Here is a 17,662-nt window from a genome sequence, read left to right as displayed (position 1 = left end):
AGGCGTTTCTGTTATTAAAGCAACTATTAGTTAAAGATAAATCTCAAACCAAACTGCATGTAGTAAGTTGAATTCAAACTCACATCATTTCTGAATGTGTCTTTTATCAATGCTCCTCTATCTGTAGCTAAACGGAAGGTTGGCGCAACAGTGTTGCTGATATTACTAACGTTTGTAGGGATTAGTATAGCACTATTATTAACCAACTTATAAGTACCCCATTTACTATTTAACAAGTTACCCACATTAAATACGTCAAATGAAAATTGTAAAGTATTACGTTTACCCCCAATATTGGTAAATATATCCTGCAAAAATTTAAGGTCAAATTGATGCCTCCATGGATATGTAGCACCATTACGTTCAGCATATTTACCCATGTTTTTGCTCAGGTATTTATCTTGCTTAACATAGGCGAAAAATGCGTCACTTTGCTCTTGTGCTGTAAAAGTAGTCGTGTTAGGAGCTGTACCAATAGTTTGATCAACAAATGTAATCTCTGATGGATCTTTAGGGATGTAGATCAAGTCATTGGTTTGACCATCACGATTGAAATCAGCCGAATAAGAGTACGAGAACCTGCCTGTTGTAGAACCCTCATAGAATAAGGAAATAGTTGAAGCAAGATGTTTTATATACTCTTTACGATACGAGATACTTGCAATTACACGATGAGGAACTACGTATGAAGCTGAACTTAGCGCAGGATTGTTAGGATCACCATTTGGTATTAAAGTACCTGACCAAGTATTGATCAATTGATCACCACTACCATCATACTGGTTTTTAGCGCCGCTTCTGCTATAAGCAACCATACCTGAGAAACCATGAGAGAATGGCTTTTCTAATTTAGCTGTTAAATTATAGTAATTACCTGATGTACCATTAGTAAGTACTATGGCATTAAGTGCCCCCGTTGCTGTTGGGGTTACTAAACCGTTAGCTAATGAGTTGATCTGCCTGCCCGCTGTTGAGTTTGGATAAAAGTATCTGTTATCCGGGTAGCCTGGAATATTTAATGTTTGAGGGTTTACAAGGTTTGAGTTAATACCTCTAACAGTATTAATGTCTTTTTTATAAATACCTTCTAAAGTACCGATTAAGCCCCAAGGCAACTGTACATCAACCGCTAAACTGCTACCCCATGTTTGAGGGAATTTCAGGTTGGGATCCATCGCACTTAAAGCATTTGGAATGATGGTACCTGCTGCCGGAACTGTTGCTGGTAAATAAGCTTTGGGATCTGGATTAAAACCACCCGGAGGCAGGTTATTAGTATCTGCACTGCTATAAGTACGTGTAATTTGAAGCAGTCCAGCATCGCCTGACTGTGAAACGATCCACACAAACGGAATCATACCTGTAAATATACCGGTACCACCACGAATTTGCAATGAACGGTCACCTAAAACATCATAGTTGAAACCAATACGCGGAGATACCATTAAGCGGGATTTAGGTAAAGTACCTGTATTTATGGTTGTACCGCCGGCAAATGTAAGATCAGCAACCAATGGATGTGTTCTAACTTCATCAACACCTGGGTATGTTGGCAAGTCAAACCTGATACCAGGAGTCACTTTTAACCTATCGCTAACATTAAACTCGTCTTGTAAGTAGGCAGAATATTGAGCGAATTTAAAACTTGGGTAAGCTTGGTTGTAACCTTCGTTAAGCGGATAGGTAATTGCATAATCACGAGGAAGGGCACCGCTTGTAAAATCAGCCCAGGAGTTGAAGGTATAATAACCTGTACCAAAACGTTGGAAACCATTTTTAGTAGTACTGAATTCGCCTTGTACACCTGCGGTAAAGTTATGCTTACCTACATTCCAAGTTACATAATCATAAACAGAAGTAGTTTTAACATCTCTTAGATTTCCATACGTAAATGGTTCATAACCAAATGAGGTAAGAGGAATACCATCCTGTAGAATATCAACAAAAGGGAATATCTGACTATCAGAACTACGTGGATCATTTTGATGATCATAAGTTATACGCAAGGTATTAGCTAACTTGGTATCAAATAATGACACGTTGGAGTTCAACTCTGCTGCCAATGAATACAAGTTTTGCTCCTGATAATAATTTGAGTTTTTGAAATGTAACGCATATTGACTGGTACGGCCCTGATCATTAGGGTAACTAGCAAGCGGGCTGCGTGATGTACTTACAAAGCTTGGCGCATTACTTTTAACCTGACTATAACGAATGTTAAATTTATTATCATCGTTAATGTTCCAATCTAAACGAGCAAGTATTTTGTTGTTTTTACTTTCAAAGTCATAACCCTGATAAGGACCGGTTTCATAACCATAATTTGTTGACAAATACTGGCGAATATCATTTAACTGTGTTTCTGTAGGCCGTTTAACATTTTGGCCGTTACCTACAGTAAAAGGATTACTATCGCTTGATGCAGTAAATTGTTGACCCGGTGAAGTAGTTTTGCTGAACTCACCGTTAACAAATAAAAATAATTTATTTTTAACGATAGGTCCCCCTATACGGAAACCGGTTTGATTTTGCTTATAGTTTTGTTTAGTAAATTCAACACCATCAACTTTATTACCCTGCTGGTTTTGGCTTCTCCAGTAGGTGTAAACTGAACCTGACACCTCATTAGTGCCGGAACGTGTAATAGCGTTTACCGCACTTCCAATAAAGCCCGATTGTTTAACATCATATGGTGTTACGTTAACTGAAATTTCCTGCAAAGCGTCTAATGAAATAGGAGCACCGTTTGCCGGTAAATTTGAACCGATACCAAACTGGTTATTAAAGTTTGAACCATCAACAGTAATAAAATTCTGACGATAGTTACCACCACCTATAGCACCTGCATTAGTTGAAGTTGCCTGTGGAGTTAACCTGGTCAAATCATTAATGTTACGTGTAACTGTAGGCAATGTATTGATTTCGCGTGTACTAATGTTTGTTGAAGCACCTGTTCTACCACCGTTTAATAAACGTGAATTAGTAGCATTGATAGTTACTTCACCTAATTGAGCTCCATTTTGTTGTACTGTTAAGTTTAAAACAAAAGGCTCACCTAATTTAAGCGATATGTTAGGTACTGTTAAATTTTCATAGCCAATGTATGAAACTACAATGGTGTAAGGACCACCTACGCGCATGTTTGAGATAGTGAAACGGCCGTCTGTGTTTGTTGCGGTAGAATAATTTGTTCCGCTTGGCTGGTGAGTAGCTTTAATTGTCGCGCCAATTAAAGTCTCTCCTTTCGCGTCTTTAATAACGCCGCTTAAACTACTTGTAGTCACCTGCGAAAAGGCAACTCCGAAAGATAGCATGGAGAAGAATAAAAAAAGTAAAAACTTTCTCATGTGGGGAAAATTTGTTAATAAATCAGTTAATTAAAATTTCAGCAAAAATATAGAAAAATTTAACGGTCAATGTTAAATTAACATTAACTATTTTAAAAAATTTATCAACATTAATATGATATTAATCAAAATATTGTAATGATGCGTGTATGATATGATCTACATTATATCATTTTACTGAAAATAACTTTCTATTCAATTAAGTTACATAAGCATGAAGCAGGGTATTTCGTCAATTCAGGCTATTTACTTAGCTTTGGCATCAATAAAAACATATAACAGGTAAATATGAGCTACGATCTAATTGTTATTGGTTCAGGTCCCGGAGGTTACGTTGCTGCAATACGCGCCTCTCAGTTAGGTTTAAAAACCGCAATTATTGAGAAAGAATCACTGGGTGGTATATGCCTTAACTGGGGTTGTATACCTACTAAGGCTTTACTTAAAAGTGCCCAGGTATTTGAATATATAAACCATGCTGCCGATTATGGTATTAAGATAAACGGCAATGGCGAGGTTGATTTTAAAGCTGTTGTTAAACGCAGCCGCGATGTGGCCGAAGGCATGAGCAAGGGCGTGCAGTTTTTAATGAAAAAGAACAAGATCGACGTGATCATGGGCTTTGGTAAATTAAAAGGCAAAGGCACTGTTGAAGTAAAAGACGCTAACGGCGCTACTAAAGATTATACGGCGAAACACATTATAGTTGCCACAGGCGGCCGCTCGCGCGAATTACCTAACCTTAAACAGGATGGTAAAAAAATTATCGGTTACCGCCAGGCCATGGTGTTGCCGCAGCAGCCAAAATCAATGGTGGTTGTAGGTTCAGGCGCTATAGGTATTGAGTTCGCTTATTTTTATAACTCCATCGGCACCAAAGTAACCGTTGTGGAATTTCTGCCGAACGTTGTGCCTTTGGAGGATGAAGAAGTTTCAAAACAACTGGAGCGTTCTTTGAAAAAACAAGGCATCAACATCATGACCAACTCTACTGTTGAGTCGGTTGATACCGCGGGCGACTTGTGCAAGATCAGCGTTAAAACTGCCAAAGGCACCGAGACACTTGAAGCCGAGATCGTACTTTCAGCCGTTGGTGTTACTACCAACCTTGAGGGCATTGGCCTGGAAGAAGCCGGTGTTAAAACCGACAAAGGCAAGGTACTGGTTGATGATTATTACAAAACCAATATTGAAGGCGTTTACGCCATTGGCGATATCGTTAAAGGCCAGGCCCTGGCTCACGTAGCATCAGCCGAAGGTATTACCTGTGTTGAGAAAATTGCCGGTTTAAACCCTGAGCCGATCAACTACAACAATATACCAGGCTGTACCTATTGTACGCCGGAAGTTGCCTCAGTAGGTTATACCGAAAAGGCCGCTAAAGAAGCCGGTTACGAAGTTAAGATCGGTAAATTCCCGTTCTCAGCTTCGGGTAAGGCAAGTGCCGCCGGTGCTAAAGATGGTTTTGTTAAAGTGATATTTGATGCTAAATACGGCGAGTTTTTAGGCGCGCACTTAATTGGCAATAACGTTACTGAATTAATTGCCGAAGTAGTTACCGCCCGCAAATTGGAAACTACCGGCCATGAGATCATTAAATCAGTACACCCTCACCCTACCATGAGCGAGGCGATTATGGAAGCAGCCGCTGCCGCGTATGGCGAGGTGATCCATATCTAAACATATTTAAAACTTAGTACTAAAAACATGGTTCAATTCCTGTAAAGGGATATTGAACCATGTTTTTGTTTTTAACAGGAACAGCAAAACCGTTAAACTACCATCGCCCATGAATCTGTATAGTATTGATACCGGCTTATTTAAATTAGATGGCGGCGCTATGTTTGGTGTGGTGCCTAAAGCTATCTGGAACAAAACTAATCCGGCGGATGCCAACAACATGTGCGACTTAGCCATGCGCTGCCTGCTGGTTGAAGAAGGCGACCAGTTAATACTTATTGATACCGGCATTGGCGACAAGCAAAGCGAAAAGTTTTTTAGTCATTATTACCTGCATGGCAATGCTACGTTGGATAGCTCACTTGCCGGGCATGGCTTTTACCGGGATGATATAACCGATGTATTTTTAACCCACCTGCATTTTGACCATGTAGGCGGTTCAGTAATCCGATATGGTGAAAAACTGTTGCCTGCCTTTAAAAATGCCACATACTGGAGTAATGCCCGCCATTGGGATTGGGCCATCAACCCAAACGAGCGTGAAAAGGCATCTTTTATAAGCGAAAATATCTTACCATTACAGCAAAGCGGACAATTAAAGTTTATTGAAGAAAAAGACGGCATAAGTTTTTTACCTGACTTTGACGTAAGATTTGTTTACGGGCATACTGACGCGCAAATGCTGCCGTTAATAAGCTATAAAGGTAAAAAGCTGTTATATATGGCTGACCTGTTGCCAACTGTAGGCCACCTGCCTATGCCCTATGTAATGGCTTATGATATGTTTCCGCTGACTACGCTGAACGAAAAGAAAACGTTTTTAACGGAAGCCGTGGAAAATAATTATATTTTGTTTTTAGAGCATGATGCTAAAAATGAATGCTGTACCCTGCAACAAACCGAAAAAGGTATACGTTTAAAAGAAACGTTTTATTTGCAGGATATATAAAGCACTATAATATTTGTGTAAACATGCTATATTACAGTGCAAAATAGCGAACAATTTTGTACCTTTGCACGTTCAATTCTCATAATAAAGAATCGAGGTTATATAAATAGATGAGACAACTCAAAATAACACAATCCATTACCAATCGTGAATCGCAATCACTTGATAAATACCTTCACGAGATTGGTAAAGTTGACCTGATAACTGCCGAAGAAGAAGTAATTTTAGCACAAAAGATACGCGAAGGTGACCAGGCTGCTCTTGAACGCCTTACCAAAACTAACCTTCGCTTTGTTGTTTCTGTTGCAAAACAATACCAAAACCAGGGTTTAACACTGGGCGACTTAATAAACGAGGGTAACCTTGGCCTGATTAAAGCAGCTAAGCGTTTTGATGAAACCAAGGGTTTCAAATTTATATCGTACGCGGTATGGTGGATTCGTCAGTCGATATTGCAGGCTATTGCCGAGCAATCACGTATTGTACGTTTACCATTGAACCAGGTAGGTTCATTAAGTAAAATAAGCAAGGCATTCTCAAAACTTGAGCAGGAATACGAGCGTGAGCCGTCGCCTGAAGAACTTGCCGATATATTAGAAACTACGGTTGATAAGATATCTGACACACTGAGTAATTCAGGCCGTCACGTATCAATGGATGCGCCGTTTGTTCAGGGTGAAGAAAATACATTGTTAGATGTACTGGAAAACCACGAACCCAATACTGACTCGATACTGATCAACGAATCATTATCAGAGGAGATCAAACGTTCATTATCAACTTTAACTGAGCGTGAGCGCGAGATCATCGTGTTGTTCTTTGGTTTAGGTAGTAATCACCCCCTATCACTTGAAGAGATAGGCGAAAAATTCAACCTGACACGTGAGCGTGTAAGGCAAATAAAAGACAAGGCACTGCAAAGACTGCGGCACACCTCCAGGAGTAAGATCCTGAAATCATATTTAGGTTAACACAAAAAAGCCTTCCGAAAAATTCGGAAGGCTTTTTTGTTGATATTAATTTCTATTGTTTAAATAATTACGTACCAAAGGAGTTATACTGAAATAATCATTTTTGTTTTCTAAGGCCCAGTACTGAAGGATCTCTTTGTACTTGTCAAAATCTTTATCTAATACCTCAGATATTCTATTCCATAACCTATTTTCGTTATCAATTTCTTTTTCGAGATAATCATCGTAAGATGATAATATAAGCATAACAAGTGCAAGCCGTTCGTCATCTGGCAATTCTTCAGCACATGCTATCTCAATAAATTCTAATAATCTATCCGGATCTGCAAGTTCGATATCCCAATCTTGCTGCTCAACGCTATATGGCAGATTTAATCGCTTACTTAAACTTAATACCACGGTTACTGGCACTATCATAACACCTTTATTTATTATTTAAAATCTAAATGTAAACAACACCTTGTGATATTGAACATCACATTGCACTTTTTGTTAATCAACCATGCTACCCACCGATTACGAACACCTCACCCCTGCCGAAGCTATCGCTTACCAACAGGAACTGCGTCAACAAATCCAGATAAAACCGCTCGATACGCCGATACATACCATTGCCGGGGCTGATATATCATTCAACAAGTATGAGGAAACGGTTTACGCGGGAATTGTGCTGTTCAGCTATCCGGAACTCAAGATCATTGGCACCGCTACCGCCATCAGCCGCACATCGTTTCCCTACATTTCAGGCCTGCTGGCATTTCGTGAAGTACCCGCTTTGCTGGAGGCTTGGAACAAACTGGAAAACAAACCGGATGTGCTGGTGCTCGACGGGCAGGGCATAGCGCATGAACGCCGTTTGGGTATCGCCACCCATTTTGGCCTGGTTACCGGCGCTACAACGCTCGGATGCGCCAAAAGCCGACTGGCAGGCACCTACCACGAGCCGGGTAACGAGCCAATGGCCCAAAGCCCCTTATACCACAGAGGGGAGCAGGTTGGCGTGGCCCTGCGCAGCAAACGCAACTGTAATCCCTTATTTATTTCGCCGGGTAATAATATTGATATCCCCCAAAGCGTTGAGGTGATAAAGCAATGCCTCCGCGGATACCGCATACCCGAACCTACACGCCAGGCGCACCTGCTGGTGAATAAGATCCGGATAGCTAACGGCAGCGCGCCCAACAATCAACATGACCTGTTCAGCTAACCTGTACCACAATTAATAAAAAATGAAAAGACTGGCAACGCTCATCTTTCATTTTTATCGCCCTGTATTTTTTATCAACCTCATATTTAGTTTTTGCGCCATTTTTAACCTCATCAAGCTGGGTTTAGCGGCCATGCCTGTGGTATTGATACTCAAACTATTCGGCTATCTGGTGTGTATCAGCTATCAGTACTTCTTCTCAGCAAAATCTTACTTTTACTATCGCAATGCCGGTTACAGCGCCAGGCAGATGTATACCTATATTTTTATTTTAGATACGCTGCTATTCATCCTTCTGTCAACCATCATTTTAATCCCTTTTTATGCCCTCGCACACATTAAAGGTTGATAGCGTTCAACTTGAGTTTGATGGCCGCAAAATATTGCAGGACATTTATCTGGACTGCACAACCGGTGAGGTTGTGGGCTTACTTGGCCGTAATGGTTGCGGCAAGTCGTCGTTGCTGCGCATTATATTCGGCAGCCTTAACTGCACTTATAAATATGTAAGCATTGATGGCCATTATATAAAAAAGGGGTATCTCAACAATCGTATTGCCTATTTGCCGCAGCATAATTATCTGCCAACAGGCATCAAAATACATCAACTGGCCAAACCGTTTGTCGATCCCTTACTGTGGGATGAGTTTAGCAGCAGGCCTGCCTTTCAGCAGCATCAGCATAAAACCGTTAACCAGCTATCGGGCGGCGAACTGCGGCAACTGGAAACACTGATGCTTATTTGCAGCAGCGCCGATTTTATTTTGCTTGATGAACCCTTCACACACATTTCGCCCGTACAGGCCGATGATCTGAAAGTACTGATCAAACAGTTCGCTAAAACAAAGGGCGTTATAGTTACCGACCATCAATACTACAATGTACTTGATGTGAGCAACCGTATAATTTTGCTCGACAATGGGTATACGCGCCCCGTAACCAGCCCTAATGACCTGGTTACTTACAATTATTTAAGCCATGTGTAAATTTTATACGTATAAGGTGTAACACAAGGGTATGTTACACCGTCATATACCTATACAACCTTACTGATGCGCAAGTTTTTAATACACCTTATTGTGATTTTGCTGGCAGTGGGCGTTCGGGCGAACGCCCATGCAGGCCATGTCAGCATAGGTGGTATTTCTTTCAGTACGATTGACGACCCCGCGCCCGATCCTTATGGTGATTTCAGTACACTGGTTGTACCTATCAAGCGGGCCGGAAACCTCATTATTGTTGAAGCCAAGGTTGATAGTATATTGGGTAATTTTGTACTGGATACCGGCGCCCCTCACCTGGTGCTTAACGGCACTTATTTCAGGGATATGCCCCGGATAGCCAACCAGGAATCAGGCGGGGTAAATGGCGAGGTTGCCAATTCCTTTATTACCGAGGTGCAAAATTTCTCTATACTTGATCTGTTCTACAAGCGCTTAAAGGCCGACGTTACCGATCTTTCGGCTATTGAGAACGGGCGAAACATCAAGATACTTGGCTTATTAGGCACTCGCCTGTTTGCCAAGCTGGCCATTACGGTTGATATTTTTAACAATGTACTTTATATACACAGGCTAAACAGCGAAGGTGAAATTAACCAGGCCGAACTTCCCTTCAGCAAACCATTCATGAAAACCGGTTTTAAGCTGATGAATGACGTTATATTTCTTAAAACCTCTATAAATAACAATATCCTTTGGATGGCCTTTGATACCGGGGCAGAAACCAATCTGCTTGATTACAGGCGTTCAAAAAAGATCATCCAAAACTTTGAAGTATTAAGCACCTCAAAATTAACCGGCGTGGGCGGCTCCAAGTTTGAAATAATTTATGCTAAATTAGATCAGCTTACTGTGGGCGAAAACTTGTTCACCAAAAACCAGGTGGTATTAACCAGCCTTGATAACATGGGCAAGGCCTACGGCCACTCGGTTGACGGAATTTTGGGTTACGACTTTTTTATGCGCGGAGTATTTACAATAAACTTTGTGAAAAAGGAGTTTGCGATGTATACTTATAAGGTATGAAGTTTTTGAGGTGTTTGGTTATTGTCATTCTGCTGCTTGCGGGCGGCTTACCTATGCTTGCCCAGCAACGTAACAGCCTTACCATGGGTAATGATAAGCTAATATTACTTATTGATAAACGCTCCGCTAAGAACTACCTCGATACCATACTTACCCGTGCAGGTGTTAACGGCAACGGCATCAGCGCCAAAATATTAAAAGGCGATTATAACACGCTTACCTCGCAGGGCTGGCAACTTACCCGTAACGATCGTTTTAAGGTGCAGTTTAACCGGCCCATCAATATAACTTTTAACGGCCCGGCACCGCAGCAACCCTTTATAATTACTACCAATTCTGTTAACGGTGAGGGCAGCCCCGGTTACCCGGCGGATGTGCTTTACGGGGTAAACAAATTTAGCCGCCAAACGGTACATGAACTACCCAACGGGATGACGCGTTTTTTTGTACCCGGAAACCTGAAAGCGAGGCGGGTATTTCTGTCGGGCAATTTTAACATGTGGAGCCTGTCAAAAGGCATCATGCTTAAAACGGACAGCGGCTGGATAACAGACGTTAAGCTCAAGCCCGGCATTTATGCCTATAAATTCATCATCAACGGTAACTGGACGCATGACGTTAATAATAAACTTACCCAGCCTGATGGGTTTGACCATGTAAACTCTATTTACTACCGGTACAATTATACGTTTACGCTTAAAGGCTTTCAAAAATCAAACAAAGTAATGGTAGCTGGCAGCTTTAACCGTTGGAATGTTAATGAGATTCCGCTTACGCGACGGGGCAATAACTGGCAGGCATCCGTTTACCTGCACGATGGTATGTTTCTGTACCGTTTTATGCTGGATGGTAAATGGATAACCGACCCGGCCAATAAGAGTAAAGGCAATGATGAAAGGGGCTTGATCGCCTCGGTGATCAACCTGGGCGAAACCGTAAATTTCAGGCTGAAAGGCTATGCCAATGCCAGTAAGGTTTGCCTTGCAGGCAGCTTTAACAACTGGCAGCCCGGGCGGATCTATCTTAAAAAAATTAATAATGTATGGCAATTGCCGGTTATCATCCCCGAGGGTAATTATGGCTACAAATATATTGTTGACGGTAACTGGATAACCGACCCGGCCAATACCTGCTATGTTAACGAAGGCGGCGAAACCAATTCATTTATAGCGGTTAAACCCAACCACACCTTTAAACTGCGCGGTTACCTTAACGCGCAAAGCGTACGGGTTGCAGGCAGCTTTAATAACTGGAACCCTGACCAGTATACCATGGGCCGCAAGGGCGATGAATGGGTGCTGAACATTAAGTTACCCATTGGCAAAACGCGCTATAAATTTATTGTAGATGGCAACTGGCTGCTTGACCCCGGCAACAAGCAATGGGAAAGCAATGAGTTTGACAGCGGCAACTCGGTGGTTTGGATAGATCCTGATACCTCAACCAAAACAATATAAATGATGAAATTACCAATTTACCAGGTTGATGCCTTTACCGGCCGGTTATTTGGCGGTAATCCCGCCGCTATTTGTCCGCTTGATGCGTGGTTGCCCGATGAACTGATGCAAAAGATAGCCGTGGAGAACAATCTTGCCGAAACAGCTTTTTTTGTAAAAACGGATGCGGGCTATAAACTGCGCTGGTTTACACCGGAGTATGAAATTGACCTTTGCGGCCATGCAACACTCGCCACAGCACACATATTGTTTACCGAACTTGGTTACACGGCCGATACCATACATTTTGAAACCGTTAAAGCCGGTACACTGGTAGTAAACAAAGATGGCGACAGGTATAGCATGGACTTCCCCTCCCGCCCTGCGGAACCCGCCGAATTACCGGATGGGTTAATAGAAGCCCTTGGCATGAAAATACCTGTTGAAGTACTCCGCTCGCGCGATTATATGTTGGTTTATGATGATGAGTATGACATACGCGCCGCCTCGCCGGATTTTGCGAAGCTGGCAAAAATACCAACCGTTGGCATAATTATTACCGCGCCGGGTGTAGAGACCGATTTTGTATCACGCTTCTTCGCGCCGGCCGCCAGTATAAATGAAGACCCGGTAACCGGCTCGGCGCATTGTAACCTGATACCCTACTGGGCCGAAAAACTGGGAAAGAATGAGCTGCACGCCTATCAACTATCCGCACGTAAAGGTGAACTTTGGTGTAAATTAAACGGAGACCGCGTTTTGATGGCGGGTAAAGCGGTAACGTTTTTAAAGGGCGAAATCTATTTGTAACTACAAGCGCGATATAAAAGTTTGATACTCGCTACTAAACATCTCTATTGCCACAAACGGGGATGTTTAGTATATTTCACTTTTATATCATCCCCGTAAGGGAGCTAAAGGGCGCATGCAGCTTACACGATTAGAAATTAAGGGCTTTAAAAGTTTCGGGGACAAGATCACCATCAATTTTAATGATGGCGTTACCGGGATTGTTGGCCCCAACGGCTGCGGGAAATCAAACGTGGTCGACTCGATACGCTGGGTGTTGGGCGAGCAAAGCACCCGTGCCCTACGGTCGGAAAAGATGGAGAACATCATCTTTAACGGCACCAAAAGCCGTAAGGCGGCTAACCTGGCAGAGGTATCACTCACGTTTGATAATACTAAGAATATACTCCCTACTGAATTTTCGCAGGTTACGCTTACCCGCAAATTGTACCGAACCGGCGATAGCGAATACCGCCTTAATGATGTGCAATGTCGACTAAAGGATATTACCGACCTTTTTCTGGATACCGGCATCGGTTCTGACTCCTACTCGATCATCGAACTCAAAATGATCGACGAGATCATCACCAATAAGGAAGGATCGCGCCGTAACCTTTTTGAGGAAGCATCGGGTATATCAAAATATAAGCTCCGCAAAAAGCAAACGTTTAATAAGCTTCGCGATACCGAAGCTGACCTGGCGCGTGTTGATGACCTGCTGTTCGAGATAGAAAAGAATTTAAAGACCCTCGAGAACCAGGCCAAGAAAACGGAGCGCTACTATCGCCTGCGCGACCAATATAAAGCGCTTAGTGTAACGCTGGCATCTTTCCGCATTGCTTCTTTCAGTGAATCGCTGGCACGTATTGAGGATGAGGAACAAAAGCACCGGGCGGATAAATCGGGCATTGTTACACAGATTGATAGTTTAGAGGCGATTGTTCAGCAACAAAAACTGGATAGCATCACCAAGGAAAAAAATCTGTCGCTACAGCAAAAAACCACTAACGAATTTGTAAGTAAGATCAGGGCTTACGAGAGTGAGAAAAAGATAAAGAACGAGCAGCTTAAATTTCAGCAGGATAAAGAGGCGCGCCTTAATGAGGAGTTGGAACGCGACCGCAACCAGCTTAACCATGTGCTATATAACCTGAAACGCCTGGCCGAAGAAAAAATGCAGGAAGATGAAAACCTGCAAACCATACAAAACCGTGTGGCCGAACTTAAAGAAGCTGTAGACGATTTGCGTGAACAACAAACCGAAGCACGTAATGAGTTGAACGAACTGACCAGCATCAATAACCGGCTGCAAAGCCAGGTTTATAAAGCTGAAAAGGATCTGGAGATATTCAGCATACAGCAGCAGGCCCTCGAACAGGAAAGCCAGCGCAATATTGAAGATACCAGCAATAAGGAGGCCGAGCTATCGCACTTTAACCAGGCCGTGGCTGAACTGCAAACACGGGTTGAAACATTGGAAAGCGAACACCAGGGCGCGCTTGATTTTGAGAATAAGTTGCAGGAGCAGATCGGCCAGACCGAAACCAATATATCTACCCTGAAAGATACTATTACCGCCGAAGGCCGCCGCCTGGATGCCAAACAGAATGAATATAACCTGACCAAAAGTTTGGTTGACAACCTCGAAGGCTTCCCGGAGTCTATCCGTTTCCTGAAAAAAAATACGGACTGGGCAAAAAACGCGCCTTTGTTTAGTGATGTATTGTTTTGCCGTGAAGAATACCGCGTAGCCATTGAAAATTACCTGGAGCCGCTGATGAACCACTACGTGGTTGAAACTTATGATGAAGCTATTAAGGCGATCAACCTTTTGAGTAATGCATCTCGTGGCCGGGCACAGTTTTTCATATTAAGCAATTATGATGGTGAAGTAATGGCAACTCCGGCTGTAATTGATAACCGGGTACAGGCCCTATCGGTTATTGAGGTGGATAAACGATACCAGCCACTGTGCAGCCACCTGCTTAAAAATGTGTATTTGATAAATGATGATGCCGAGCAGGATCTGAATAACATTGCTGTACCTGCGGATATGGTGCTATTGGGTAAGAGCGGTAAGTTCAATAAATCAAAACACACTATGGCCGGAGGTTCGGTAGGTTTGTTTGAAGGTAAGCGCATAGGCCGGGCCAAAAACCTGGAGAATTTACTTAAAGAGATCAGGAGCATTGACGCGCAGGTGAATACCGGGCGAACAGAACTGCAAAATCAGCAGGATAAACTAACGGCGTTAAAAGCGGCAGGTAAAGCGACCGAGATACGCCGACAGCAACAGGAACTCAGCAAACTGAATACAGAGTTGATCACCATAAAAACCCGGCAGGAACAATACCAGGCCTTTATTGAGAACAGCCTGAACCGCAAGCAGGATATCGCCAATAAAATAGCCAGCATTACGCAGGATGTACTAAAGCTGAAACCCGAACTGGAAGAACTTAAAACCCAAAAGCAGATACAGAACGAACAGATGCTTGAAAAACAAGCCGACTTTGCCGAACTGAACGAAATGTTTACCGTACGCTCAAACGCTTACAACCAGGAGAACATCCGTTTTCACCAGCAGCAAAACAAGGTTTCGGGCTTGTTTAAGGATATCGAGTACCGCGAATCGCAACAGGAAAACCTGGATAGCCGGATAAGGCAAAACAGTGCCGAGATGGAAAAGGTGAAGGCTGCTATCCATGAGAATTTGCAACAGGCAGACCACTCCGATGATGACCTGCTTGAGATGTACGAGCAGAAGGAACTGCTTGAAAAAGCCACCCAGCAAGCCGAGCAGGAACATTATGCCTGGCGCGGCAAAATAGCCGAAACTGAAAATGAGATAGCTGCCCTGCGCCGTAAAAAGGATAATGCCGAGCTGATAGAGAATGAGCTTCGCGATAAGCGCAACCAGCTTAAAATAGAACTGAACAGCCTGAAAGAGCGCCTCTCGGTAGAGTTTAATGTAGAAATAGAGGATTTACTGGACACTGCGATACCGGAAGGCGAGAACGAAGACGAGCTACGTGAGAAAACAGATAAGCTGAAAAAGCAACTGGATGAATTTGGGGCGATAAACCCTATGGCGGTTGAGGCTTATAATGAGATGAATGAACGTTATGAATTTATCCAGACCCAAAAGCGTGACCTGGCCGAAGCTAAAGCATCCTTATTAGCCACTATTCAGGAGATTGACGATACGGCAAAGGAAAAATTCATGTCGGCATTTATACAGGTGCGCGAAAGTTTTATTAAAGTATTCCGTTCCTTGTTTAACGAGCAGGACTCCTGCGACCTGATCCTGACCGATCCGGACAAACCCCTTGAGTCGGACATTGACATTATTGCCAGGCCAAAGGGTAAGCGACCACTGTCTATCAACCAGCTATCGGGCGGCGAAAAAACGCTGACGGCTACGGCTATCCTGTTTTCGCTTTACCTGTTAAAGCCTGCCCCCTTTTGTATTTTTGATGAGGTGGATGCCCCGCTTGATGATACCAATATTGATAAGTTCAACAACATTATCCGCACTTTCTCTAAAGATTCGCAGTTCATCATTGTATCACATAACAAACGCACCATAGCCAGTACCGATGTTATTTATGGCGTAACCATGGTTGAGCAAGGCATATCCCGCGTGGTACCGGTAGACCTGCGTGAACTGGCTGATTAAGCATAAAAAAGCGATGCTTTTCAGCACCGCTTGTGTAAATCATTATAAGTAGCTCTAATTACTATTTTAATTTATTAGCAACCATACCTTTAAAGTGCGGCCTTTCCAATTTCAAGCCTAAGTCTCGTGTTTGATCAACAGAAAGTACACGCACAGCGTTTACACGCTTGGTTTGTTGGTTAGCTAACGACAAGTAGTTTCCGGTGGTGATATAGCTGATTGCACGTTGTGTACACTCTTCATCCGCGTCGCCGAAATCATGAGCGACATCATCGGCAGCCTCAACACCCGGGAAATTAGTTGAGCCCGGTGCCATACCGGCGTAATAATCAGCCTTACCTGCTGAGTTTCGGGTTTCAAACTCCGGAATATATAACTCATACTTGGTTATAGGTATAGCGAAAAAGCCTACAGGTTTACCATAGCTTGTTTCACCTACAATTTTTACATCCATGTGCGGCAACAGGGTATTGATTGTTAACTCACTGGCTGATGCGGTTCCGCCGGATACAATAAATACAGCCTTGCTTAAATTTAACGACCCTTTTTTGCTGAATTTCACCTGATTATTTTCAGGTTTAAACGATCCGGCAGTTAATTTACTATCAAAAACGCTTTTGTTTATAAGTGTAAACTTATTGTCTTGCAAGCCTTGATTGAAGTAATAGGTATACATTAACTGGTTATTTTTCGACGACGGCACAATCAGGTTACATAAGTAATCGGCTGTAGCTACTGATCCCCCGCCGTTATAACGTAAATCCACAATTAGATCAGTGATAGCTTCACTATTAAAAAGAGTAAATGCCTGATCAATTTTTGGTTGTGCATTTTCAGGGAACGTAAACGCGTTAAAGACCATATAGCCGATCTTTTTATTTCCTACAGCAAATACCTTGTAAAAAACCACCGGGTTTATTGCATAACTCGCGGCGTTAATATCAATGTTAACCGTTGAGCCATCAGGTTTTTGTAAGCCTAATTTAATGTTGTTGCTGGCGTAAAACGAATTAACAATATAACGTATGTCTGTATTTGAATTCGGATTCCATGACGTACGATCGTTTATCCTCGTCACTTTATAACCACGCTTTATTCCGGCATTTCCGGCTGGCGAATTCGCATACACATACTTAATGTATAAATCACCATTGGCACCAAAACGTGGTTCAAAACCAAAATCGCCTTTGGCCTGGCCACCTAACTCGCCCGAGGTACTGCCATCATCAATAAATGAATATTTTGATGTGCCAGGGCTTGACCTGTTATATTCAAACACCTGCCCCGAAGAATTTTTTGCATACTGCGATAAGGCATCAACTTCGTTTTGCAACGCTTCTAACTCGGTAGATCCGGTAAAGGAACGTGGATTGAATTTACTATACCTTGGTACCTGATCATTCCATAAATAATCCTCCTGGGCATAAAGCAAAACCGAGTCCTTAACCTTCTCTGATGTAGAGCCTGTAGTCGGGAAAACATTGCTATCTTCCTCTCCGCTTGTGTTTTTTTCCTTTTTGCAAGCGGTAACCAGTACGGCCAAAGAAAAAGCGGCGGTGTAAAAATATTTTTTCATCTGT

Annotated in this window: 13 protein-coding genes; 10 read left to right on the top strand and 3 right to left on the bottom strand. The window is 42.7% G+C overall.

Annotated features, from left to right (window positions below; all coding sequences use genetic code 11):
* Window positions 1-26 precede the first annotated feature (26 nt).
* Entirely contained in the window at window positions 27-3,347 is a 3,321-nt protein-coding gene (locus AC3WJC_RS06675) for a TonB-dependent receptor (RefSeq protein ID WP_492398295.1), read from the bottom strand.
* A 288-nt stretch (window positions 3,348-3,635) separates the two neighbouring features.
* Between AC3WJC_RS06675 and lpdA the strand changes: the two genes are divergently transcribed.
* The 3 genes from lpdA (at window position 3,636) to AC3WJC_RS06660 (ending at window position 6,947) form a co-directional block, all read left to right on the top strand.
* Window positions 3,636-5,027 (top strand): dihydrolipoyl dehydrogenase, encoded by a 1,392-nt coding sequence (gene lpdA, locus AC3WJC_RS06670; protein WP_492398294.1) that lies wholly within the window; start codon window positions 3,636-3,638, stop codon window positions 5,025-5,027.
* A 109-nt stretch (window positions 5,028-5,136) separates the two neighbouring features.
* Window positions 5,137-5,976: an MBL fold metallo-hydrolase gene (locus AC3WJC_RS06665; RefSeq protein ID WP_492398293.1), complete on the top strand. Its 840-nt coding sequence runs from the start codon at window positions 5,137-5,139 to the stop codon at window positions 5,974-5,976.
* 110 nt (window positions 5,977-6,086) lie between these two features.
* A complete protein-coding gene (locus AC3WJC_RS06660) occupies window positions 6,087-6,947 on the top strand; it encodes a sigma-70 family RNA polymerase sigma factor (RefSeq protein WP_492398292.1) in 861 nt (286 codons plus the stop codon).
* A gap of 45 nt (window positions 6,948-6,992) precedes the next feature.
* On the opposite strand, the gene AC3WJC_RS06655 is transcribed toward AC3WJC_RS06660, so the two are convergent.
* Entirely contained in the window at window positions 6,993-7,364 is a 372-nt protein-coding gene (locus tag AC3WJC_RS06655) for a hypothetical protein (RefSeq protein ID WP_492398291.1), read from the bottom strand.
* Between the two features lie 85 nt (window positions 7,365-7,449).
* On the opposite strand from AC3WJC_RS06655, the gene nfi reads away from it, so the two are divergent.
* The 7 genes from nfi to smc all read left to right on the top strand — a co-directional run bounded on the left by nfi (window position 7,450) and on the right by smc (window position 16,082).
* Complete coding sequence (gene nfi / locus AC3WJC_RS06650) at window positions 7,450-8,154, top strand: deoxyribonuclease V (protein WP_492398290.1); 705 nt, start codon at window positions 7,450-7,452, stop codon at window positions 8,152-8,154.
* Between the two features lie 22 nt (window positions 8,155-8,176).
* Window positions 8,177-8,503, top strand: coding sequence for a hypothetical protein (locus AC3WJC_RS06645; protein ID WP_492398289.1), 327 nt, complete (start codon window positions 8,177-8,179; stop codon window positions 8,501-8,503).
* The gene (locus tag AC3WJC_RS06640; protein ID WP_492398288.1) at window positions 8,478-9,140 is read left to right on the top strand and encodes an ATP-binding cassette domain-containing protein; all 663 of its coding nucleotides are present in this window, start codon (window positions 8,478-8,480) and stop codon (window positions 9,138-9,140) included. Before AC3WJC_RS06645 ends, AC3WJC_RS06640 begins: the two co-directional genes overlap by 26 nt.
* Before the next feature lie 66 nt (window positions 9,141-9,206).
* Window positions 9,207-10,181 (top strand): pepsin/retropepsin-like aspartic protease family protein, encoded by a 975-nt coding sequence (locus tag AC3WJC_RS06635; protein ID WP_492398287.1) that lies wholly within the window; start codon window positions 9,207-9,209, stop codon window positions 10,179-10,181.
* The gene (locus tag AC3WJC_RS06630) at window positions 10,178-11,638 is read left to right on the top strand and encodes a hypothetical protein (protein ID WP_492398286.1); all 1,461 of its coding nucleotides are present in this window, start codon (window positions 10,178-10,180) and stop codon (window positions 11,636-11,638) included. Before AC3WJC_RS06635 ends, AC3WJC_RS06630 begins: the two co-directional genes overlap by 4 nt.
* On the top strand, window positions 11,639-12,427 hold the full coding sequence (locus tag AC3WJC_RS06625; protein WP_492398285.1) for a PhzF family phenazine biosynthesis protein: 789 nt from the start codon (window positions 11,639-11,641) through the stop codon (window positions 12,425-12,427). It begins immediately after the preceding gene.
* A 115-nt stretch (window positions 12,428-12,542) separates the two neighbouring features.
* A complete protein-coding gene (gene smc / locus AC3WJC_RS06620; protein ID WP_492398284.1) occupies window positions 12,543-16,082 on the top strand; it encodes a chromosome segregation protein SMC in 3,540 nt (1,179 codons plus the stop codon).
* Between the two features lie 61 nt (window positions 16,083-16,143).
* Here smc and AC3WJC_RS06615 read toward each other — a convergent pair whose 3' ends face one another.
* The gene (locus AC3WJC_RS06615) at window positions 16,144-17,658 is read right to left on the bottom strand and encodes a S41 family peptidase (RefSeq protein ID WP_492398283.1); all 1,515 of its coding nucleotides are present in this window, start codon (window positions 17,656-17,658) and stop codon (window positions 16,144-16,146) included.
* Between the last annotated feature and the right edge of the window lie 4 nt (window positions 17,659-17,662).

Source organism: Mucilaginibacter sp. FW306-07-L (assembly GCF_058782065.1).
This window is presented reverse-complemented; position numbering and strand designations above follow the sequence as displayed.